This window comes from Psychrobacter sp. CMS30, from assembly GCF_904846565.1.
GTDB classification, from domain to species: domain Bacteria; phylum Pseudomonadota; class Gammaproteobacteria; order Pseudomonadales; family Moraxellaceae; genus Psychrobacter; species Psychrobacter maritimus.
Genome location: NZ_CAJHBF010000033.1, coordinates 1 through 22,020, shown reverse-complemented (window position 1 = coordinate 22,020; position 22,020 = coordinate 1). Strand labels below are relative to the sequence as shown.

Annotated in this window: 22 protein-coding genes; 11 read left to right on the top strand and 11 right to left on the bottom strand. The window is 42.8% G+C overall.

Features of this window, described 5'->3' with window-relative positions; all coding sequences use genetic code 11:
* From JMX94_RS12570 to JMX94_RS12555, 4 genes are all read right to left on the bottom strand, one after another.
* Positions 1–825, bottom strand: an 825-nt coding sequence (locus tag JMX94_RS12570) for a tetratricopeptide repeat protein (RefSeq protein ID WP_201565883.1), incomplete at its 3' end; no start/stop codon positions are given.
* A 254-nt stretch (positions 826–1,079) separates the two neighbouring features.
* On the bottom strand, positions 1,080–1,331 hold the full coding sequence (locus tag JMX94_RS12565) for an AlpA family transcriptional regulator (protein WP_201565881.1): 252 nt from the start codon (positions 1,329–1,331) through the stop codon (positions 1,080–1,082).
* Between the two features lie 608 nt (positions 1,332–1,939).
* Positions 1,940–2,740 (bottom strand): nuclear transport factor 2 family protein, encoded by an 801-nt coding sequence (locus JMX94_RS12560; protein WP_201565879.1) that lies wholly within the window; start codon positions 2,738–2,740, stop codon positions 1,940–1,942.
* A 44-nt stretch (positions 2,741–2,784) separates the two neighbouring features.
* On the bottom strand, positions 2,785–4,212 hold the full coding sequence (locus JMX94_RS12555) for an aminobutyraldehyde dehydrogenase (RefSeq protein WP_201565878.1): 1,428 nt from the start codon (positions 4,210–4,212) through the stop codon (positions 2,785–2,787).
* 446 nt (positions 4,213–4,658) lie between these two features.
* Here JMX94_RS12555 and JMX94_RS13360 point away from each other — a divergent pair, with 446 nt between their 5' ends.
* The 4 genes from JMX94_RS13360 to JMX94_RS12540 all read left to right on the top strand — a co-directional run bounded on the left by JMX94_RS13360 (position 4,659) and on the right by JMX94_RS12540 (position 7,126).
* Positions 4,659–5,012, top strand: coding sequence for an IS630 transposase-related protein (locus JMX94_RS13360; RefSeq protein WP_227673647.1), 354 nt, complete (start codon positions 4,659–4,661; stop codon positions 5,010–5,012).
* Positions 4,984–5,505 (top strand): IS630 family transposase, encoded by a 522-nt coding sequence (locus tag JMX94_RS13355; RefSeq protein WP_374220422.1) that lies wholly within the window; start codon positions 4,984–4,986, stop codon positions 5,503–5,505. The genes JMX94_RS13360 and JMX94_RS13355 overlap by 29 nt, the downstream gene beginning before the upstream one ends.
* A gap of 272 nt (positions 5,506–5,777) precedes the next feature.
* Positions 5,778–6,299, top strand: coding sequence for a helix-turn-helix domain-containing protein (locus JMX94_RS12545; RefSeq protein WP_201564789.1), 522 nt, complete (start codon positions 5,778–5,780; stop codon positions 6,297–6,299).
* Entirely contained in the window at positions 6,287–7,126 is an 840-nt protein-coding gene (locus JMX94_RS12540) for an IS3 family transposase (RefSeq protein ID WP_201564806.1), read from the top strand. The genes JMX94_RS12545 and JMX94_RS12540 overlap by 13 nt, the downstream gene beginning before the upstream one ends.
* A gap of 141 nt (positions 7,127–7,267) precedes the next feature.
* Here the strand turns inward: JMX94_RS12540 and JMX94_RS12535 are convergent, their stop codons facing one another.
* From JMX94_RS12535 to hppD, 5 genes are all read right to left on the bottom strand, one after another.
* Positions 7,268–7,972, bottom strand: a complete 705-nt coding sequence (locus JMX94_RS12535; RefSeq protein ID WP_201565877.1) for a hypothetical protein — start codon at positions 7,970–7,972, stop codon at positions 7,268–7,270.
* 249 nt (positions 7,973–8,221) lie between these two features.
* Positions 8,222–9,646, bottom strand: a complete 1,425-nt coding sequence (nhaC, locus tag JMX94_RS12530) for a Na+/H+ antiporter NhaC (RefSeq protein WP_201565876.1) — start codon at positions 9,644–9,646, stop codon at positions 8,222–8,224.
* A 92-nt stretch (positions 9,647–9,738) separates the two neighbouring features.
* The gene (locus JMX94_RS12525) at positions 9,739–10,080 is read right to left on the bottom strand and encodes a 4a-hydroxytetrahydrobiopterin dehydratase (RefSeq protein WP_201565875.1); all 342 of its coding nucleotides are present in this window, start codon (positions 10,078–10,080) and stop codon (positions 9,739–9,741) included.
* 142 nt (positions 10,081–10,222) lie between these two features.
* Positions 10,223–11,191 carry a phenylalanine 4-monooxygenase gene (locus JMX94_RS12520; RefSeq protein ID WP_227673646.1) on the bottom strand — a complete coding sequence of 323 codons (969 nt, stop codon included), beginning with the start codon at positions 11,189–11,191 and terminating at the stop codon, positions 10,223–10,225.
* 291 nt (positions 11,192–11,482) lie between these two features.
* Entirely contained in the window at positions 11,483–12,583 is a 1,101-nt protein-coding gene (hppD, locus tag JMX94_RS12515) for a 4-hydroxyphenylpyruvate dioxygenase (protein ID WP_201565874.1), read from the bottom strand.
* Between the two features lie 160 nt (positions 12,584–12,743).
* Between hppD and JMX94_RS12510 the strand changes: the two genes are divergently transcribed.
* The 4 genes from JMX94_RS12510 to JMX94_RS12495 all read left to right on the top strand — a co-directional run bounded on the left by JMX94_RS12510 (position 12,744) and on the right by JMX94_RS12495 (position 17,270).
* On the top strand, positions 12,744–13,673 hold the full coding sequence (locus JMX94_RS12510; protein WP_201532053.1) for a LysR family transcriptional regulator: 930 nt from the start codon (positions 12,744–12,746) through the stop codon (positions 13,671–13,673).
* A gap of 188 nt (positions 13,674–13,861) precedes the next feature.
* Positions 13,862–15,058 (top strand): amino acid aminotransferase, encoded by a 1,197-nt coding sequence (locus JMX94_RS12505; RefSeq protein WP_201565873.1) that lies wholly within the window; start codon positions 13,862–13,864, stop codon positions 15,056–15,058.
* A 200-nt stretch (positions 15,059–15,258) separates the two neighbouring features.
* A complete protein-coding gene (fahA, locus tag JMX94_RS12500; protein WP_201565871.1) occupies positions 15,259–16,560 on the top strand; it encodes a fumarylacetoacetase in 1,302 nt (433 codons plus the stop codon).
* Positions 16,561–16,694: 134 nt separating this feature from the next.
* Positions 16,695–17,270, top strand: a complete 576-nt coding sequence (locus JMX94_RS12495; RefSeq protein WP_193007454.1) for a VOC family protein — start codon at positions 16,695–16,697, stop codon at positions 17,268–17,270.
* 75 nt (positions 17,271–17,345) lie between these two features.
* Here JMX94_RS12495 and JMX94_RS12490 read toward each other — a convergent pair whose 3' ends face one another.
* Entirely contained in the window at positions 17,346–18,203 is an 858-nt protein-coding gene (locus JMX94_RS12490; RefSeq protein ID WP_201565869.1) for an IclR family transcriptional regulator, read from the bottom strand.
* Between the two features lie 212 nt (positions 18,204–18,415).
* Between JMX94_RS12490 and maiA the strand changes: the two genes are divergently transcribed.
* Complete coding sequence (gene maiA / locus JMX94_RS12485) at positions 18,416–19,054, top strand: maleylacetoacetate isomerase (RefSeq protein ID WP_201565885.1); 639 nt, start codon at positions 18,416–18,418, stop codon at positions 19,052–19,054.
* Positions 19,055–19,187: 133 nt separating this feature from the next.
* Here maiA and JMX94_RS12480 read toward each other — a convergent pair whose 3' ends face one another.
* The gene (locus tag JMX94_RS12480) at positions 19,188–19,433 is read right to left on the bottom strand and encodes a hypothetical protein (protein WP_201565867.1); all 246 of its coding nucleotides are present in this window, start codon (positions 19,431–19,433) and stop codon (positions 19,188–19,190) included.
* 424 nt (positions 19,434–19,857) lie between these two features.
* Between JMX94_RS12480 and dinB the strand changes: the two genes are divergently transcribed.
* Positions 19,858–20,943, top strand: a complete 1,086-nt coding sequence (gene dinB / locus JMX94_RS12475) for a DNA polymerase IV (RefSeq protein WP_201565865.1) — start codon at positions 19,858–19,860, stop codon at positions 20,941–20,943.
* 188 nt (positions 20,944–21,131) lie between these two features.
* Positions 21,132–22,020: S-adenosylmethionine:tRNA ribosyltransferase-isomerase (locus JMX94_RS12470; RefSeq protein WP_201565863.1), on the top strand; the 889-nt coding region annotated here is incomplete at its 3' end.

Genomic DNA, 22,020 nt, shown 5'->3' with positions numbered 1-22,020 from the left:
TAAGTACTTTAGATTAAAATAGCCACCCGCACTTACAAAAACACCCGCACCAAAGTTTTTAGTGATTGTGGTATCAATTACAAAGTCTGAACAGTAAAGATCGAATCTATTATCATATTTTTGCTGAACCTTAATCACTTTATTGAAAAACTTTTCTCTCTCACTAAAATCCATATTTTCAGTGAACCAAACACCACCACCTGTGTTTTCTGGGTATGAACCAGACTCATCATGGAAGTAGTCATAAAAGAATTTTTGGAAGGGAATTGTTAGCTCTCCACCAGATTCAGAGTCTGTATCTGTATCTGTAAAAGCAGCCGCTATGGAGGTAAGAATACTCTTTTCTGATAAAGGGGTTGAGGGAGTACTATTTTGAACAGCTGATTTTGAATATGACAGATTAGCGTTATCAACTTGAGTTATATTGCCTTCTTTTTTACACAGCAAATCAAGATTGTATTGAGCAACATCATTACCTTGCTTAGCGGCTTTTTGAAACCATTCAAGTGCTTTAGTATGATCTTGTTGGATGCTGATACCATCGCTATACATTAATGCAAGACTGACCTGTCCTTCATCATAGCCTTGATTGGCAGATTTTTGGAACCACTTAAACGCTTGACTATAATTTTGATGAACACCATGACCATTATTATACATGCATCCAAGTTTTTCTTGAGCAGGAGGATAGTTTTCGCTTGCCGCTTTTTCAAACCATTCCATAGCTTTATTGTAGTCTTGAGTAATACCATTACCATTAAGATAATCCACACCAATCAGAGTTTGTGCTTCAAGGTAGTTTTTGTTAGCAGGATTACGAAACATGGTGTCACTCCAATTTATTTTAAACGAGCTAACACGCTCGACAGAATATAATGTGTTACTTACTTTTGTAGGGTAAAAATAGAATGATTATACTCAGATATAAAGAATCAATACTAGCTATAAATAATTTATTTGAAACCTTCAATCTACATGACTTTTAAACACCTTTTTTTGTATCGAACAGTTTGCAACAGTTGTGCTAAAGACAAAAAATAAACTGTCCTAATCTTTAGAGTTAGGACAGTTCGATAAATCTACGCTGTACGTGCCGCAATCTTAGTATTAATCCATTCTGCGATTTCACTCGCTACCCACACTACCCTTACCTGTGTAAGCGGAACCTTCCTTGGGAATGTCGGATCATAACGATCAGACTTCTCGTTAATCATCTCATAGATCGTAGAACGACTAAGACCGGTATAACTACCAACATCCTTAATGCTCAGTAATTGTGGAATATGATTACATTGCTCAATGACTGGTAAAGTTGAATTTATATTTTCCATGATTTGCTCCTTATAAGTGAATGAGAACGTTTCCTCTCATACAGTTAGGGAGTCCCATATTTTTTTACGGCATCCTATACGCTCCGTCCTTTAGTCTTGTTTGAAGCAATAAAAAAGGAGCTGAATGATCAGCTCCTTTTTATGTCACCTATCTGTCTTGATAGGTTTAACTTACCGCCGTCACACTTTTGCGCAAGCCTTGCTCGATATTACTGACGCTGTGCGTAGCAATACCATTATTAAAGCTTTGCTGACTGCTATTATCCTCTGTCTCCATGGGATAAAACTCTTCGACCACATCTGTTTGATATTATTATTTTCAAATTAATTGAACCATATACTATTTACTAAAAACCGCTTTTAAGCGATTTGTATTACAATTCTTGGTCGAATATTAAACACTGGATATATGATTAAAGTTACGATCTATGAGGAAACCGTTTTCTGGAGCTTTAATTAAAATGCTAATTCTCGATACTAACTAGACTCTATCGATCAGAAGAAACTTAATACACTACGTTCTTGAAAAAGAGCGGCATCAGAAAAGAGGTGATTACACAAGCGTACTCACCTCCATCATTCTATTTGCCTCAAATGAACGCCTGCTCTTAGGATTCCGTCGAGGTAAACGCGCCATGGCGATGCGCGAGCTCATTATCGGGTAGCACAGGCGCAATCGCATCCCACAACTCAACCATGTGACCATCCTCAATACGCCACAGCTCGCAGAACGAATGGCGCTCACCGCCGATAGAGCCTTCAGAATGTGTCAATACAAAGTTACCGTCGGCAACAGTACGATGCAATGTATCATAGGTCAGTGCGCCGGTGTCTTGTTTCAGCTTCTCCAAAAACTCAATCATGTTCGTAACACCATCAGCGATATCACCGGAGTGCTGCGTGAACGTGCCATCTGGTCGAGCAAATTCAATCATAGATTGGTAATCTTGCTCATGTAGGAAAGTGTGCCACACCTTCTTCGCAAGTGCACGATTAGCCTCAGTGTCCGCTGACCTATCTATTTCAGTCGGTCCGTCTAACTGTGTGTGTCCAGACTCATTGGGAGGTGTCTCGGTCACAAGCCCATCCCAGTGTTCAACAATCTTGCCGCCTGCTACTCGGTAAATGTCAAAGCCGACGTACAACTCATCTGAATCTAGCCCTGGGTACGAGCCGTGGAAGGCGACCAACCCTTTAGCCTCATCTACTAATACACGTGCCACGTCATGGCGCATATCGGGAGCGCCAGCAACAAGGTCTCTTAAACCTTGCAGCCCATTAGCAACGAGCGGTGAATGCTCGATATAATCGGGTGAAAAGTTTCGATCTAGAGTAGTCACATCGTGTTCGGTAAATAGTTCTCGGTCAGCAGTAACCACAAGTTCACGAATATCAGTCCTGTCCGTCATGTCGATTTTCTCCTTCTATATAATATTCTATATTACATTTGCAGTTATTCCATCGAACTCATGACATGCTTGAGTCGGGTGTACTCTTCTACACCGTACCTAGACAAATCCTTGCCGTAGCCAGAGTTTTTAAAGCCACCGTGGGGCATCTCTGCGACAAGGGGGATATGGCAGTTGATCCAGACACATCCGAAATCTAAGTCTCGCGATACTCGCAACGCTCTAGCATGATCCTTCGTCCATACTGAAGATGCTAGACCGTACTCCACGTCGTTGGACATGCGTACCGCCTCTTCTTCCGTCGAGAACGTCTGCACAGTTATAACGGGTCCAAAAATTTCGTCCTGAATGACCTCGTCGTCCTGACGCAAACCATCGACCACGGTAGGCTCGAAGAAAAAACCTGACATATCTTTAGCCTGCTTACCCCCAGTCATTATCGTAGCATGGTCAGGCAGACGCTCTAATAAACCCTCAATCCGCTCAAGTTGGCTTGCGTTATTGAGAGGCCCGTATAGAATATCTTCTTTCTCAGGTGTTCCGTAAGTCGTGGCTTCGGCGGCCTTGACTAGCTTAGCGAGGAAGTCATCATGGACGGATTCCTGAACGAGGATTCGGGTAGATGACGTACAGTCCTGACCGGCGTTGAAAAAACCAGTCTCAGCGAGATTCGTAGCGGCGGCGTCAAGGTCAGCATCATCAAAGACTACGCACGGAGCCTTACCACCCAACTCCAAATGCACTCTAGTCAGATTCTTCGCTGCAGCTGCAGCGACTGCCATACCCGCTTGTACGGAACCAGTAATTGCCACCAGCCCAGGTACCTTCGAGCTTGATATTAAAGCACCGGTCTCGCCATCACCTAGTACGACGTTAAACGTACCTTCGGGCAGAAACTCTGCTGCAATCTCCGCCATCAATAGCGTGGAATCGGGCGTAGTATCTGACGGCTTTAGAACAATCGTGTTTCCGGCTGCAAGCGCAGGCCCTATCTTCCATATTGCCATCATAATCGGATAGTTCCATGGGGTAATCTGCCCAACAACGCCGATCGGTTCGCGACGAAGTGCCGAATTGAAGCCTTCCAAGTACTCGCCTGATGGAGCACCATTGAGCATACGCGCAGCACCCGCAAAGAATCTTAATTGGTCAATACCAGTATCTACTTCCTCCGAAGCAACCAAATACTTTGGCTGGCCAGTATTACGCACTTGAGCCTCTACTAGATCATCACGACGTGCCTCTAGAGCATCAGCAATCTTTAGCATTGCTGCTTGCCGGTCTGAAGGAGTCGTACGTCCCCATGTGGCTGTAGCAGCTTCGGCTGCAGCGTATGCTTCCTCGACGTCTTGTTTATTGGAGATTGGAGACTTACCAATACTCTCTCCTGTCGTTGGATCAATTAAATCGAAGTTAACTGAGCTATGTGACTTAACGTATCGGTTGTTGACGAAGTTCTGACGCTGACTCATTATGTACTCCTGATATATATATGATTGATAATATCAAAGCTAGCACGGTTCATATAGAGTTGCAAACAATAATCAAATACACCCTTAAACCTTTTAAATTCAAATAGTTAAATCTTTATTGTCTAAATAAGATAAGTTTAGCGCCCAATCTTATAAAATACTTTACTGCCACCATAAAAAGATACTTTCATCTCTTGTATCTGACTCGAGAAAACCTCGACAATAGATGGGCGCTCAAGTACAGACGAAACTCAAAGATAGGTTTAGAGGTTATTTATGTTATTTCAAGACAGTCAAATCTTGATAAATTGAATATAATATCAATTACTTTTTATTCGATGTAGTTACCATCTCACTCAACTGTAAACAAAATTACCTATACTATAGTAAGTTCTTATTAAATAAGATACAATTGTTTTAAAACAAACGAAATGGCAGAATAACAAATGACCTATTCAGCAGATTTTCGAGCACAAGTGATTAAAAGTGTCAAAAGCAAAGATATGAGTATCCGTCAGGCTTGTACTTTTTATAATATTAGCAAAACCGCATTACAGCGCTGGCTCAAAGATTCAAGTATCAAACAAACCCGGAATAAACCACCGACTAAAATACCGAATGAAGCACTCTTAAAAGACGTTGAACAACATCCAGATGACTATTTGTATGAGCGAGCTAGGCGATTCAACTGTAGTAAGAGCGGCATGCACAACGCTTTAAAACGCCTAGGTATCAGTCAAAAAAAAGACCTTAGAGCATCCAAAAGCCTGCCTGATAAAAAGAGCGTCGTATCAGAGTAAGCTTGATAGCTTTACACAGCAAGGCTATCCCATTGTGTATATGGATGAGAGCGGCTTTGAGGCTGAAACTATAAGACCTTACGGATACTCACCGATAGGCAAACCCTGTATCGACAGCTTCAACTGGCAAGCAAAAAAGCGCACTAATGTCATCGGTGCTTTGTATAAAAAGATGCTGTTTGCGCTTGATTACTTTGAACAAAATATCAACAGCCATATATTTTATGACTGGTGCAAATATACGCTTATTCCAAGTCTCAAGACTAAATGCGTGATCGTTATGGATAATGCCCGCTTTCATAAGAGCAAGCGTATTAAAAAATTACTGAACAGGCACGGCCATCGTATTCTATGGCTGCCACCCTACAGTCCTGATCTAAACCCCATTGAAAAGAAATGGGCTCAAGCTAAGTTTCTACGCCAAGGGTGGATGGAGAATAATCTGCCTAAGCTATTTCAGGATATGGGCTGTATTTATTTTATTGTGAACTGACTATAGTAATCTATAAGATAGCTTGTGAACTGAAAGCAAACACAATTGGATTTGTAAAGAATACGAGTAAAATTACTAAAAAAACCCCAATTTCATTTAAAACAAACGGGGTGTAACTAAGACTAATACCATAAAGAATTTAGGATGGTCTTTAATCAATGAATTAACCCCCTATACCTGTTCCAACCACTGGTTCAATATACGAAACCCTCGCCAATCTATCGATTATGAACTGAACCCCATAAGTTGGACACAACTTATGGGGTATTTTTATGCATTACGACCTAGACTTTAAGATAAAAGTCATCGCATACTATCGGCAAGGACATACCGGACTTGCCACAAGTGAGAAGTTTAAAGTAGATTCGAAACTTGTACAAAAATGGGTTAAACAATACCAAAGCGGTGGCATAGATGCCATTAAGCCAAAGACAAGTAAGGCCAAATACAGCAGTGAGTTTAAACATCACGTGATTACGACCATGCTTAAGGAAGGATTAAGTCAATCCGAGGTCGCTCTAACGTTTAACATCAGCTCACCGGCCTTAATTAGCCACTGGCACAAAGCGTATCGGCTTTATGGTATGTCTGGACTAATATCCAAACCTAAAGGTAGAACCGCCATGAGTAAACCCTTTATTACAGACAAGCCAGATGATGAAAAGACGCTAGCAGAGCTTAAGCGTGAGAATGAGTACCTACGTGCGGAGAACGCCTACCTAAAAAAGCTGGATGCCTTGCTCAAACAGAAGAAGAAACAAGCTTTGAAAAAGCAAGGCTCATCGAAGGACTAAGACAAGAGCACCCTTTATCTGCTTTGCTAAACATCGCTAAGATGGCTAAGAGTGTCTTTTACTACCATAGGTGTCAGTTTGATGTTAAAGACAAATATGCAGACTTAAAACATCATATTGCTCAGATATACCACAAGCATAAAGGCAGGTATGGTTATCGTAGAGTCACGGCCGCGCTAAAGCAGTTAGGGGTTTATCATAACCATAAGCTCATCGCTAAGCTGATGCGTAACATGAAGCTTAGCGCAAAGATAAGACGTCAGAAGTACCGATCTTACAAAGGACAACAAGGCAAGATTGCGAAGAACTATTTAAAGCGCCAGTTTCATGCAGATAAACCAAATAAGCGCTGGCTGACCGATATTACTGAGTTTAAGGTGGGTGATGATAAGCTGTATTTGTCACCCATACTTGATTGTTATAACAATGAGATCATCACCTATACGCTCTCAAAGAGACCCACTTATGACTTAGTTGGTAAGATGCTAGCTAGTGCTTTAGATAAGACAAAGGCGTGCCGTGGTAAGAGATTAATGCTGCATTCAGATCAAGGGTGGCATTATCAAATGAAACCGTTTAGCACGACGCTTAAACAGCATGGCATTAAGCAAAGTATGAGCAGAAAAGGCAACTGCTTAGATAATGCACTGATGGAGGGGTTCTTCGGTACGCTGAAGTGCGAGACGATTTATATTGAGAAACCGAAAACTATTGAGCAGTTAGAGAAACAGATTCATGAGTATATGCATTATTATAATCATGAGCGTATTCAACTTAAATTAAAAGGACTGAGTCCTGTGCAATACAGAACTCAGTCCTTGTTATAAACTAAACCGTCCAACATTTGGGGGTCAGTTCATTACGAGGGTTTTTTATTGCCTGTTATTTAAAATTGGCTGTCCTATCAAAAAAACCACGCTAATTAGCTTAGCGTGGTTGTTTTTTAACAGTAAACGATATATTCAATGCTACTCGGCTTCATCCAACAACTTATTAACCGCATCTGCCATGGCGTCATCTATGAGGCTGTCTTCTATATAGTCCACTAGCTCATGGATGGTGGTCAGATCCATTTCTCGAATACCCAAGCTTGCCAATTGCTCATTAATAGATTCCAAGCTCTCTGTAGCATCAGAGTTATCTAATAACTGCTCATCAAAGCTGTCACTGACAAACCAATACATTTTTTCTAACAAGCTATCTCTTTTGGTCAAGGTAGAATAACTATCGCCATGGATAAATAAATTAAAATGATAAGGCATCTCTATATCATTAATAAAAAAAGTACGCTTACACTCTAGGGTATAGGCTTGTACTTGTTCCTCTTCAGCGCTTTCGCTCTCTACTTCGCTTGCGTCTGCTTCAATATCTTCTTTTACCAATCCTTCTAATATCTCATAACGCCCAGCTTTGACTTTATGATTATAAATAATGCAAGAGTCAGCAATCGCATCGAAAATAATGGCGCTGACATCTAAGGTATGGTTATCAATATCATAAAAAGCTTTTAAAAAAGGCAAAAACTCTGTGAGTTTATCTTCTGGCACTTCGGTCAAAAACTGCTGCTCGTAAATGGTAATCATGTCTTCAGGTGAATAAGTATTGGCAGTATTGGTCTCATTTCTGCCCGTAGGTTGCAAGGGTATCAGGTTATATGGATTATTATGAGTCATGCAGGACTGCCTTTTTATTTAAGTAAAATGTATAAGATTACTGCTACTACAAAGCGTTAGTAGTGTCTAAATGCACATTTCTTGTTTATTTAGTGATTAGAAATCTATATAACCTATTATCTCTTATTCAGCCACTTTTAGATATATCGTTTAATGGTTCAAATTGCCCAAAAAAAACCACTCTAATCGGGTTAGAGTGGTTTTTTAGACCGCTAATGCTAGCTCAATTTATTTTAAAATAGCCTATCGTTAATTAGCAACTTGTGCTTTTTGGTGCTTACGGACATTGGTGCCATCTTTACGCGTGATGGTTATCCCTGTAAAGCCAAATAATATCGTTAATAGTAGCGATAAATAACAGAAGAAGGCATAAGGCAGATAATCAAGCACGGGAACGCCCAACGCTTGGCTGATAAACACGCCGCACACACTCCAAGGTACCAATGGATTAATCACTGTGCCGGCATCTTCAATGGTACGCGATAGGTTTTTTGGGTGTAAGTTTAAACGCTCGAACGTCGTTCGGAAGGCGGTTCCTGATAATAAGATACTCAAGTACTGCTCACCAATAAGTACGTTGATGCTTAAAGCCGACATGGCAGCAGCAAAAATAGCACGCCCTGCTGTCGTTAAATTGTCTTTAATACCTGATAATAATGCTGGCAAAATACCCAATGCCGTCAGCAAGCCACCAAGACTGAGCGCCAATATCACAATCGCTTGGGTAAAGAACATGCTTTGGACACCGCCGCGCGATAGCATACCACCTACCTCGCCCAGCTCTGATGACTCAGCAGGGGCATAACCTGCAAACAGATAACCACCCAACTGACCAAAGCTTGGCGAGCTGTGTAAGTAAGTAATAATCAATGCCGCAGCGATAGTACAGATGATGGTATAAATGGCATTGACGCGAAATATCGCCAGTCCTACTAGCACGACGAAAGGCAATACGGCATAACCATGTACCAAACCACTTTCGATTAATTGTCCTTGCAGCACCCTCACTTGACTTAAGTCAGAGCCAGCCGTTTGCCCAGAGAAAAACCAGAACAATATCACCGTCAGTATCCACGCCGGTACAGTGGTATACATCATATTGCGAATATGCTCAAACAAATCAATACCCACAACCGATGAGGCAATGGTACAAGTATCGGATAATGGCGACATTTTATCACCAAAAAACGCTCCTGATACCACTGCACCAGCGGCAATCGCCACATTGGCATCGAAGGCATTGCTCATCCCTATGAAAGCCACGCCAAGTGTGGCGCCAGTGGTCAAACTACTGCCCAAAGCAATACCGATAATAGAGGTCAATACAAAGGCTGAGATATAATAATACTCTGGCGATATCAGCTGAAAACCAAAATACATCAGGGTCGGAATAGCACCAGACATCATCAAGGCGGCGACCATCAAGCCAATAAAAAAGAATAAGTAAATCGCACCGATACCGCGCATGACGCCAGACGCCATTTGCGCTTGCATATCATCGAAGCTTAAACCTTTGAACAGACCGATGGCCAGTAGCACACAGATAGCGAGTATTAATGATAAATGCGGCACCCAGCCAAAGCCAATCATGGTAACGCCCATGATGGCGATGACAATGGCAGAAATCATAAACGCCAGTTGCGGTGAAATTTGGGTTAGTATTTTTGGCGGCATCACACATCCTTAGCTTGCCAGTGGATTCTGGCGTTGGGGTTGGCTTTGGGTTGGACAAGTTTAATGAGTTGCAATGATTATTGCTACCCTCATCACTTACCCAGTAGGCTATCGGTCTTAGCGGCCATGACAAAATCATTGCGATGCAGACCTTTAATGCTATGTGACCACCAAGTGACGGTGGCCTTGCCCCACTCTACCAAGATACCCGGATGATGCCCTTCTGCTTCAGAGATCTCAGCAAGCTCGTTGGCAAATGCCATTGCTGTGACAAAGTTTTTGAATTTATACTGGCGCTGTAGTTGCTTGATGCCATCGACTTCAATCAGCGACCACTCAGGAATTTGTGTTAATAGCTCGCGTGCTTCCGTATCGTCAACGGTCGGTGCGCCGATACGGCAGGCTTCACAGCTGGCTTGTGATAATGTAGTCATTATAATTTCCTTTTATGTTAACTATTACTTTTTAATAAACGAACGTCCATGTTGACGCTATTACTTCAGTGCTAAACCATTAGTACTAAACCATATAAATAGTGCAACCTCTTAAATACTACTAAGTTTTTCCGTCAATCGTTTAGGAGTTTTTTACCGCATAAGTGGGTTCAAACAATCCTAGTGACATCGCTTGCTTGACCATCCCCATGATATCGCTATCGACAATATCGAACAGCGTATTCAAATCATCAATCACATAATAAATCGGCTGAATATGATCAATGCGATAAGGCGTACGTAACACATCAAGCAAGTCAAACGCTCTATATTCGGGTTGTTGGTAATGGGTTTGCTCGTATTGAGATTGTGGCTGACATTGGGACTGCTGATGTTCTGCTTGCTTATCCGAAGTACCACTCAGCGCATAAAGGGTTTCAGAAGGCGAACTTAAAATACCGCCGCCATAGATACGACGATTGTCAGGACGACTACCAACCAAGCCAAACTCGATGGTAAACCAATAAAGTCGTGCTAAAAACCACCTTTCTTCTTTACTGGCATTCAAACCCAGCTGGCCATACGTCTCATTAAAAGCGGCAAACGCAGGATGGGTCAGCAGCGGACAATGGCCAACGATTTCATGAAAGATATCAGGCTCTTCGATATAGTCCATGTCTTCGAAGCGACGGATAAAGGTCGCCACAGGGAAGGATTTATTTGCCAACAGCTTAAAAAACTTACCAAAGCTGATAAGCGCAGGAACCGCCGCGGTTTGCCAGCCAGTCGTCGCTTGCAACACCTCATCGATATCATGTAGTTGCGGGATATGCGTCGATGGCAAGTTCAGTTTTTTAAGGCCATCTAGATAGGCTGAGCAGGCACGATTGGGTATTTGCGTGGCTTGACGTTCAAGCAGCGCCAGCCACATGGCATTTTCATCGGTACTATAATGAATATGCCCCTGACTGTCTGGCTGACGCGAGACGTAAGGCTGCTTTATATGAGTTGAATGGTCGTGATGAGATCCATCAGCTGCTCGCGGTGTTAAAACCACACTATTGGTACTGACGGTTTTACTATGAGACGTTGTCTGTGATAGGCGTTCCATGCCTGTATTCCTTTTATTACCGTGGGTTACATTAACCTTGCATCATTAACTTGTCTTAAAACCGCCTCAGTTAAACTCAATTAATCTTAGTTAAACTGAACCGATACTTTAAAGTGACTGTCGTAATAATGAGGGTTAATGAAGACAAGACGTTATCCTTTCGTCTTGTCCATTTTCTTGTTCTGAGCACTGATCTTATTGTGAGCACTGATATATAAGCATGGATACATAAGCATTTGTATATCAGCGCTAACAGATAAACTTTAAACTAAGTTACGGTGTTGAACTAAGTTACGGCGTTTCGGTCTCTGACTGACTAATCGCGCCGCGACGGACTTGGTCACGCTCGATAGACTCAAACAGGGCTTTAAAGTTACCTTCACCAAAGCCTTCTTCGTAATCGCCTTTACGTTGGATAAACTCAAAGAATACTGGGCTACCCAAGATAGTTTCAGAGAAAATCTGTAGCAGTAGACGTGGTTTTCCACCCTCAGTGGTGCCATCTAGCAAGATACCGCGCATCTGCAGCTCAGAGACATTCTCGCCGTGGTTTGGTAAACGCTCGCTTAGCATGTCATAGTAGGCCGCGTTTGGTGCGGTCATCAATGGAATGCCGGCAGCTTTTAGCTTATCGATACTGGCAAATAAATCATCACTGGCTAAGGCAATATGCTGAATACCTTCACCGTTAAAGTGCATCAAATATTCTTCGATTTGGCCGCCGCCGTGCTTAGACTCTTCATTTAACGGGATACGGATTTTGCCATCAGGGGCGGTCATCGCTTTACTGGTCAGGCCGGTGTACTCGCCTTTGATATCAAAATAACGGATTTCACGGAAGTTAAAGATGCGCTCATAGAAGTTTGCCCAATACGCCATACGGCCGCGGTAAACGTTATGCGTTAAATGGTCGATGACTTTAAAGCCATAACCTACAGGGCGTCTGTCAACGTCTGGTAAGAATTCAAAATCGACATCATAGATAGACTCGCCGTCTTTAAAACGGTCAATCAAATAGATGAGAGAGCCGCCAATGCCTTTGATAGCAGGCAGTCTTAATTCCATCACCCCTGTTGGCACATCTACTGGCTGCGCGCCTTTTTCAATCGCCAGCTCATAGGCTTTTTTAGAATCCTTGACGCGAAAACCCATGCTACAAGCCCCAGCGCCATGTTCTTCAACGAAATAACTGGCTTGGCTTTTTGGCTCACGATTGATGATAAGGTTGATATCACCTTGACGGTATAACGCCACGTCTTTTGAGCGGTGATTGGCCACATGGGTAAAACCCAGCTGCTCAAATAACTCTACAACAGCTTGTGGTTGAGGTGAGGCGAATTCAACAAAGTCAAACCCTTGCAATCCCATTGGGTTTTCAAATAAATCGGCCATTGTAATCATCCTTAATTTCAATTGGTGGTATAAAAAACAGTAAAAATATAATGCTAAAAAATAACTTCAATCAATAATTCTTATTGACGATGCATTTATATTAGATTAGCTTGATTTATAAGACTAATCGTATTTTTTGATTTATTTATCAGGTTTGCTTATGAATATCAGTATTCGCCAATTGACCGCTTTTATCAGCGTTGCCGACAATGGCAGTTTTACCCGTGCCAGTGAGCAGATGCATTTAACCCAATCTGCCGTCAGTGGTTTGATTAAAGAGCTAGAATCTAGCCTCGGTATCGTGTTGTTTGATCGCACCACACGCCAGCTTTCTTTGTCCGTTGTCGGGCATCATTTATTGCCACAAGCGCGGCGTATCTTAAATGAGATGCAGCTGTTTGAAAATGAAGCCAGTAGTTTGACAAGTTTGGCGCAAGGTCAGGTTAGGCTTGCGGTGTCGCAATTTGCCGCTTCCTCCATGCCAGCGGTTATTGCCCAGTTTGCTAAAGAATATCCAGATATTAGCGTGTCTTTGCTTGATTGTTCAGCTGAAAATGTTTTAGAACACATTCAAAACATCGAGGTAGATTTGGGCGTCGGGACTGAACTTGGCTTTATGGAATCTGAGGATGACATCAGCGCCGATTTGTTATATCAGCTGCCGTTTTGTGTGGTGATGCCTGATAGCCATGCGCTGGCGCAAAAATCAGAGGTCGTCTGGCAAGACTTGGTAGACATTCCGCTTATTACCTTGCAAGGGCCATTTATTGAGCAGGTGACCGCCGAGCTTGATGAAAGTATTGCCAGCCATATCCAGCAAGCGCGCTATAAAGTCAACTTTATGTCCACCGCCCTTGAGATGACCCGCCAAGGTTTTGGTATTACCTTGTGCTTGCCTTATATGCCGGAGGTGATAGATTGGGTAAGCGCCAATGGCTTACAGATGCGCCCCTTGGCACAACCGGTCAAAATGCGCCGCTTTTTTATTTACCAACGCTCGTCACGGGCATTATCACCCGCCAGCATTGCCTTTAAACAATTCTTGCAATCTTACTTTGCCAGTCACTTTGATGACTTACAGAGTATTTAAGTGTATTTAAGCCTCCTTTAACCAACTCATTACTTAAGTTTGGCAAAGGCTAAAATCTGTCCAAAAATTTGCCAATAAACAAAAAAATGCGTTAATTAATCAGTATCGCTGAATCTAACGTTGAGTTAATCGCCAAACTGGTTTATGCTTTTTAACGCCTTAACTCATCTCCCTTGTAAGGAAAAAAAATGTTTGAACGTATCGATTATTATGCCGGTGACCCGATCTTAGGATTGATGGACAAGTTTGCCGCCGACACCAACCCAGATAAAGTCAATTTAGGCGTGGGCGTTTATTATGATGAGGATGGCAAATTGCCCGTCCTTGAGTGTGTCAAAACGGCTGAGCAGCGTATTGCCGACCCAATCTCTCCTCGTCCTTACTTGCCAATGGCCGGCTTACCCGGACACCGTAAAGGTTGTCAGGAATTGCTGTTTGGTAAAGACGCTCAAATATTACAAGACGGTTTGGTGGCGACCATCGCCACTATCGGTGGTTCTGGTGCGTTAAAAGTGGGCGCAGAATTTATCCATGAATGGTTCCCGCAGTCTAAGTGCTACGTCAGCGACCCAACGTGGGGCAACCACATTGCTATCTTTGAAGGCTCTGACGTCGAAGTCGGTAAATATCCGTACTACGACAAAGCGACCAGCAGCATCAAATTTGATGAGATGATTGCTTTTTTTGAGACTTTAAATAAAGATGACGTCATCTTATTGCACCCTTGCTGCCATAACCCAACCGGTATGGACTTGACTCGTGAGCAGTGGGATACCGTCCTAAACGTCATTCAAGCGCGTGAGCTGATTCCATTTATGGACATCGCTTACCAAGGCTTTGGCGAAGATATGGACAGCGATGCTTACGCGATTCGTAAAGCCGTCGATATGGGTCTGCCACTGTTTGTCAGCAACTCATTCTCTAAAAACTTATCGCTATATGGCGAGCGTGTCGGCGGTTTATCGGTCGTTTGCCCAACAGTAGACGAAACTGAGCGCGTTTTTGGTCAACTAAATGCAACCGTACGTCGCATCTACTCAAGCCCACCATCACATGGCGGTCGTGTGGTCGATATCGTCATGAACGACGAAGCGCTGCATGAGCAATGGGTTGGCGAAGTTTATGCGATGCGTGACCGTATCAAAGCCATGCGCTTAAAGCTCAAATCAGTATTGGAAGAAAAAATCTCTGATCGCAACTTCGATTACTTAACTGAGCAAAACGGCATGTTTAGCTTTACAGGTTTAACGCCTGAACAGGTTGAAAAACTCCAAAGTAAGTTTGGTATCTACATGGTATCGAACTCGCGTATGTGTGTTGCCGGCTTAAACAGCAGTAATATCGATTATGTTGCCAATGCGATGGTCGACGTCTTAAAAGACTAATCATCTAACGCGATTTCATAAAAATTATGTGAATAAAAAGGCTGAGTTATTGCTCAGCCTTTTTTTATGCCTGATGTTCTCTTATTCTCTAAAAAACACTGCACAAAAAAACCTTGCAATCTGTTTGGCTATAAATTACATTATACGTAAGTAGTTAATTATAACGTAATTCAATATACGCTTTAGCAAGGAGCTTCCCCATGTCAACGATTGACAAAAACCTCACCTCATTTATCGATATCGCCACTGATTCTGACTTTTCTATTCATAACCTACCTTATGGCATTTTTAGCGAAACCAAAGACGCTGCTGGTAATAACAACCGTCGCGCTGGCGTTGCTATCGGTGAGCACGTTTTAGACTTATCGGTACTCGAAGCAGAAGGGTTGTTAAGTTTGGCTGGCGGCCCATATTTTGATCAGCCAACCCTAAACGCCTTTATTGATTCTGGTCGCGAAAACTGGACCAAGGCGCGCACAGCCATTCAAATGCTACTGTCTGCTGATAATGATACCTTGCGCGACAATGCAGACTTGCAGCAAAAAGCCCTGTTTAAGCAAGCAGACGTCACCATGCATCTGCCGGTGCAAGTGCCCGGTTTTACGGACTTTTATTCTTCTAAAGAGCATGCGACCAACGTTGGCACTATGTTCCGTGACCCAAATAACGCCCTACTGCCTAACTGGACTGAAATGCCAGTCGGTTATAACGGACGCGCCAGCACCGTTATCGTTAGTGGTACGGATGTGATACGCCCATCGGGTCAGCTAAAACCCAATGCTGATGACCGTCCTATTTTCTCGCCTTGTAAGCGTTTGGATTTTGAACTTGAAACCGCCTTTGTCGTCGGTAAAGGCAATAATATCGGTCAACCGATTGCAGTCGATGAAGCCGCGGATCATATCTTTGGCATGGTACTACTTAATGATTGGTCAGCCCGTGATATCCAAAAATGGGAATACGTGCCTTTAGGTCCTTTTAATGCTAAAACCTTTGCTTATGAAGTATCGCCTTGGATTGTGTCTATGGATGCTTTAGCACCCTTTAAAACCTCATGCCCAACGCAAGAGCCAAAACCACTGGCTTATCTCAATGAAAAAGCCTCTGATAGCAGCTTTGATATCACTTTATCAGTCGAGTTATTGCCTGAAAGTGCAGACGAAGCAACGGTGGTTTGTGAGACCAACTTTAAATATATGTATTGGTCAATGGCGCAGCAGCTAACCCACCACACCATCACGGGCTGTAAAGTAGAAGTCGGCGATATGATGGGCTCAGGGACGATTTCAGGACCGACGCCAGATTCTTATGGCTCGATGTTAGAGATTGCTTGGAATGCGACCAAACCTGTCACTTTAAAAGGCGGCGAGACACGCAGCTTTATCGAAGATGGCGATACCGTGATTATGAAAGGCTATAGCGAAAAAGACGGCATTCGTGTTGGCTTTGGTGAAGTACGCGGTAAGGTCTTGCCTGCGCTTAGCTTTGATTTTGACAAATAGTTCTAGCATATAAAGCACTTACAAATAAAACAGGCGTAAAAAAATTACTTAGGCTGTCGGACAATTATCACCATTTAGTTTAATACAGGTTTGACAGCTTATTAAGTAGCACGCTTTATCAAAAGGAGTTTGATATGAGTTTTAAAATTGAAAAAATCCATCATGTAGCCTATCGCTGCAAGGATGCTAAAGAAACCGTTGAATGGTATAAAAAATACCTCAATATGGATTTCATCTTAGCATTTGCTGAAGACCACGTACCTTCAACCAAAGCCTTTGACCCTTATATGCATGTGTTTTTAGATGCCGGTAATGGCAATGTCTTGGCGTTTTTTGAAGTGCCCAATCAACCGGAAATGGGCTTTGACCCCAATACGCCAAACTGGGTGCAACATTTAGCCATGAAAGTAAAAGACCGTGATGCCTTAATGGCCGCAAAAAAGCATTTAGAAGCAAATGGTATTGACGTGGTCGGTGTGACCAATCACGGTATCTTCCATTCTATCTATTTCTTTGATCCTAATGGCCATCGTATGGAGCTCACCTACGATGATATTACCTCAGAAGAAAAGGTCTCGATGATTACTGAAGAGATGAAATATGAGATGTTAGAAGAATGGTCGCGTACCAAGCGTGCACCCGCTCATACTCAGTTTTTACATGCAGAGGAACTGGCGCAAGCACGAGAAGTCGCGCCTGCCGGTGAGTAATAGCGTTAATTTATTGGATGGTTAAATTTTACTTTATTAAGAAGTTAAGTAGCTAAGTTAAGTAGCGAGTCTTGGCTACGCTATTTGATAACGCTGCGCGATTGCCAGTATTTGCTCAACCACGTTATGTTGCTCACTCATCGGCAACTGCTCGGTAGTACCAATGACAGTAATGGCATATTCTAATGGCAAATTATCAAAAGATGATTGGTTATTAACAGATAACTTGTCATTGGTAGCGGACTGAGCGGATTGAGGCACAATCACTGGAATGGTAATGGCATTAATCCCCATCAGCATATCGCCAGTGACCGTAGCATAGCCTTGGGTACGAATCTTGGCTTGCATCTGGTTAAAGTGCTGCCACTTTTCTGCGATGACTGCTTTATCTTCTATACGCCATTCAGCCTTCACCAATGGCTCGATAACGGCATCTGGCTGATAGCTGGCAAATAATTGCCCTGTCGCCGACGTTGTTAGCGGCATACGTGAACCGATACGAGTGATGATGCTGATAGGGCTATCTGGCTCAACCGATTGAATGATAATTGGACCTTCGCTAAACCATTTGGCAATTTGCACGCCGCAGTGTAGCGTGTCTTTAATCTCATTGGCGATATGGGTTAGCCGCTCCAAGATATTGTTTTGATTAAATCCAGTCTGCCCCAATGCTGCCAGTGCATTAACGCGCACGCCAAGTCCATAACGGCCATCGCTCAGCTGCCGCGCATAATTTTTGCGAATAAGACTGACCAAATAACGATGACACTTAGCCGGATGCATTTGCACATTTTGCGCAATATCCTTTAGCATCATAGGCTCGTTGTGATTGATTAGAACGTCTAATACTGACAATCCAATTTCAAGTGACTGCACGCCACCTTGGTTTTTATTGCTAGTAGGATTGTCTGTTAGGTTTTCAGATGCGGGCATGTTTTGCTCAATCAGTGGCTTGTTCAATTGATGGCTTACTCTATTAGTTATCTACGCTATTAATGTGTTATTTATGGAAATCTTATAACAGTACTATTTATAACATTACGACTTAACATTACTTATTTGGATTATATAACATAAGCATGACATCAATAATTATAACCACTTATGACACAAACAACCTACCATTATAAAGGGAATTGATAATGATGAAGTTATATAGTTACTTTCGTAGCGGAACATCGCATCGTACTCGTATCGCGATGAATCTTAAAGGTTTAGCGTATGAGTATATCGCGGTTAACTTGGCAAAAGATCAGCAGCTTGAGTCAGCGTTTAAAGCCATTAACCCACAAGGATTGGTTCCTGTATTGCAAGCAGATGATTTGCTGTTGTTTCAAAGCCCAGCTATTTTAGAGTGGTTAGAAGAGGTTTATCCTGAGACACCGCTATTGCCTAAAGACGCTGCCGGTCGTATGCAGGTACGTGCGCTAAGCGCCATGATTGGCTGTGATATCCATCCCATTAACAATCGCCGTATTTTACAGTATCTGCGCAATGAGCTATCAGTAGACGAGGATGAAGTCATAAAATGGTGTAATCGCTGGATAAGTGAGGGTTTTGCAGCGTTAGAAAAACGCTTAGCGCAAGATAAAGCTCGTGGGAAATTTTGCTATGGCGACAGCCCTACTTTTGCAGATTGCTATTTGATTCCGCAAGTCTCGTCGGCACGGCGCTTTAAAGTAGACTTAAATGCTTATCCCAATATCGCCGAGATTGACGCACATTGTCGCACGCTAAAAGCCTTTGCTGACGCCGATCCCATGGCTCAACCTGATGCAACCTAATGCACTAAGCGCTTATTGTTGACAAAAAAATAGCCTCTAAAAAAAATAGCCTCTAAAAAAAACAGCCTCTAAAAAAAACAGCCTCTAAATATGAGGCTATTTTATATAGGTGATTTACTACTTATCATGCTACTCAAACGTTCACCTCACACTGCGTGATTGCACTTATCTTGACTGGCACTGCATATGCCCAAGGTGTGCCGCAGCTACAATAAAAGTAGCCATCTTTAAATGATACGATATAGGCGGTAAAATCATTACCATCATGATCCATCATCGCTTGTTCATCACTTTCATCATCAACCGCACACCATATTGGTTTATCACTACGTTTAAGTAATGCGCGGGTCAAATCGCTCCCTGTTAACTCACCATTCATATCCAGCTCCCTAACTGTCCTGTACTATCAGTAAAAACCAGTGCTTTTCTGCTAATACCTTGCATCATTGCTCGTTCCATGAGCATGACATGAGCTATACAAACATCCATTTCTGCTGAAAAATAAAATCATCAAGTCGTACTTATTTAACAGCCACTAACCTCTTTGGATACTTTATTGTAAAACAATAGCAGCAAAACTGTAACATCGAAAGTACTTCTTACCGATAAACGGTAGGAATATTCGGATAAATGTTAAATGAAGCTGATTAATTTTGCCAAATATCCCATTGATAACGCCTACTATCGTGCTTAGCGCTACCTGCTCGCCTTATTTTAACAATAGTATTCATCTCCTTATAAACGATTTTATACCCAATAACAGAGACTAAAATTAAGAAGCCAAATCAGGTAAAATAGTGGTTATGACTGCTCTTAGCACACCCAGCCCTCGCAAGATTATTCACATTGACATGGATGCTTTTTATGCCAGCGTAGAACAGCGCGATTTTCCTGAGCTACGCGGCAAGCCGTTAGTCGTCGGTGGCGACCCCAATGGTCGCGGAGTGGTTGCAGCTGCCAGTTATGAGGTGCGTAAGTTTGGCGTACGCTCCGCTATGTCCTGTTATGAAGCTCGTAAACGTTGCCCCGATGTCATATTTGTTAGGCCACGCTTTGATGTCTATCGCGCGGTTAGTCAAGATATTCGCCGCATTATGCACAGTTTAACGCCGCAGGTTGAGCCATTATCGTTGGATGAGGCCTATCTTGATGTGACAGGATTAAGCGTACATCACGGCTCAGCCACACTAATGGCAAATTGGCTACGGGCGCAAATTTTAGAGCAAACAGGACTCAATGCCTCTGCGGGCGTGTCCTTTAATAAAATGCTCGCCAAGATTGCCTCTGATATTAATAAACCCAATGGCACGGCGGTGATCACGCCAGCAGATGCGGATGGGTTTATTAGTACATTGCCTATTGAGCGTTTTCATGGGATTGGCAAAGCGACAGCGAAACGCTTGCATGCACTGGGTATCAGTAACGGTGCTGACCTGCGGCGCACCCCTGCGGCCGTTTTAGTCAATGAATTTGGTAAACGTGGACAGTTTTATCATGACATCGCCCATGGTCGTGACGAACGCCCCGTTAAATCGCAGCGTACGCACAAGTCGGTTGGTTCTGAGACCACGTTTAGAGACAATTTAAGTCATGATGATAAGCTACGCCTACAAATATACGAGCAAAATGCCGATGCTTTTGAGCAGCTACATAAAAAGCAGCTAGTCGCCTATACCATTACCCTTAAAATCAAATACGCCGATTTTACCCAAGTCACGCGTTCGCACACCTTATCCACGGCTTTTGATAGCGCCGAATCTGCTCATTACTGGCTCGATAAACTCTTTTTAGATATTCCACGTCTGCTGCCTATCCGGCTTGTCGGTGTCACTTTTTCTTCGTTAACGCCTGCCACGCAAATACTGCCGCAGCTAAATTTATTTGAATAAGTCATTAAATCTTTGCAAACAAAGCTATTGGAAACAAAGCCATAACTTTGTCATACCTTAAGTTTTTGCTTAGGCTATTTTATTTGCCATTCATCATTTATGAACGGCTGATGCTTAGGAAACCGTTCTTTCATATCCGCATTTCTGCTACAATTACCTCGAAACTTCTATCTATTGAAAGACCGACTATGACTGACTCTCAACCTATAAGCCCAGATATTAACCTCACTGATACGACCAATAATAATACCGACAAAAACTTCAACAACAGTACTGATAAAAACCTAAATAAAGATATTAATAAGACCGATGACGTTTTAGACTATCTTAGTGTTGATGATTACGATTATGAGCTGCCAGACAGCTTAATCGCTCGTTACCCATTGGCGCAGCGTTCGGCATCAAAGTTGCTATATGTAGCTAAAAACAATCAAGAAAATACTGACAATCAGATTTTAGACAAACATTTTTCTGAGCTGCCCGACCTGCTAAACACGGGCGACCTAATCGTCTTTAACGACACCAAAGTCATGAAAGCGCGCTTGTTTGGGCAAAAAGATACGGGCGGTAAGATAGAGGTGCTGATTGAGCGTTTGGTTGAGCTATCAGATTTAGATGGCGCAACCTTACATTTACAAACGACAGACGGTGCAACCGTTAGCCAAGAGCATATTGCCCTTTGTCATGTTAAAGCCAGTAAAGCACCCAAACTTGGGCAACGATTGCAGATTGCCGACGGTCATATGCAGGCTGTGATGATTGGTCGCCAAGATAACTTATTTATTCTAGCTTTTGAGGCGTCTATTTTGCCTGATTTAGAGCGTTATGGTGAGCTGCCTATTCCGCCCTACTTTGAGCGCCACGCCGATGCGACTGACAATACCCGTTATCAGACGGTTTTTCATGACCCCGCCAAACTTGCCAGCGCCGCGGCACCGACCGCCAGCTTACATTTTGATGAGCTCGTGTTAGATAAGCTTGCCGCCAAAGGTATTAATACCGCTTTTGTCACCTTACATGTTGGTGCTGGTACGTTTGCCCCGGTAAAAACAGACAACTTGCTCAATCACACATGCA

Coding starts and splice junctions, on each gene's coding strand:
- fahA (WP_201565871.1), top strand. CDS start 15,259: ATGTCAACGATTGACAAAAACCTCACCTCATTTATCGATATCGCCACT.
- JMX94_RS12480 (WP_201565867.1), bottom strand. CDS start 19,433: ATGAATGGTGAGTTAACAGGGAGCGATTTGACCCGCGCATTACTTAAA.
- JMX94_RS12545 (WP_201564789.1), top strand. CDS start 5,778: ATGCATTACGACCTAGACTTTAAGATAAAAGTCATCGCATACTATCGG.
- JMX94_RS12535 (WP_201565877.1), bottom strand. CDS start 7,972: ATGACTCATAATAATCCATATAACCTGATACCCTTGCAACCTACGGGC.
- nhaC (WP_201565876.1), bottom strand. CDS start 9,646: ATGCCGCCAAAAATACTAACCCAAATTTCACCGCAACTGGCGTTTATG.
- JMX94_RS12490 (WP_201565869.1), bottom strand. CDS start 18,203: ATGCCCGCATCTGAAAACCTAACAGACAATCCTACTAGCAATAAAAAC.
- hppD (WP_201565874.1), bottom strand. CDS start 12,583: ATGGCCGATTTATTTGAAAACCCAATGGGATTGCAAGGGTTTGACTTT.
- JMX94_RS12505 (WP_201565873.1), top strand. CDS start 13,862: ATGTTTGAACGTATCGATTATTATGCCGGTGACCCGATCTTAGGATTG.
- JMX94_RS12495 (WP_193007454.1), top strand. CDS start 16,695: ATGAGTTTTAAAATTGAAAAAATCCATCATGTAGCCTATCGCTGCAAG.
- JMX94_RS12510 (WP_201532053.1), top strand. CDS start 12,744: ATGAATATCAGTATTCGCCAATTGACCGCTTTTATCAGCGTTGCCGAC.
- JMX94_RS12555 (WP_201565878.1), bottom strand. CDS start 4,212: ATGAGTCAGCGTCAGAACTTCGTCAACAACCGATACGTTAAGTCACAT.
- JMX94_RS12520 (WP_227673646.1), bottom strand. CDS start 11,191: ATGGAACGCCTATCACAGACAACGTCTCATAGTAAAACCGTCAGTACC.
- dinB (WP_201565865.1), top strand. CDS start 19,858: ATGACTGCTCTTAGCACACCCAGCCCTCGCAAGATTATTCACATTGAC.
- maiA (WP_201565885.1), top strand. CDS start 18,416: ATGAAGTTATATAGTTACTTTCGTAGCGGAACATCGCATCGTACTCGT.
- JMX94_RS12565 (WP_201565881.1), bottom strand. CDS start 1,331: ATGGAAAATATAAATTCAACTTTACCAGTCATTGAGCAATGTAATCAT.
- JMX94_RS12525 (WP_201565875.1), bottom strand. CDS start 10,080: ATGACTACATTATCACAAGCCAGCTGTGAAGCCTGCCGTATCGGCGCA.
- JMX94_RS12560 (WP_201565879.1), bottom strand. CDS start 2,740: ATGACGGACAGGACTGATATTCGTGAACTTGTGGTTACTGCTGACCGA.
- JMX94_RS13360 (WP_227673647.1), top strand. CDS start 4,659: ATGACCTATTCAGCAGATTTTCGAGCACAAGTGATTAAAAGTGTCAAA.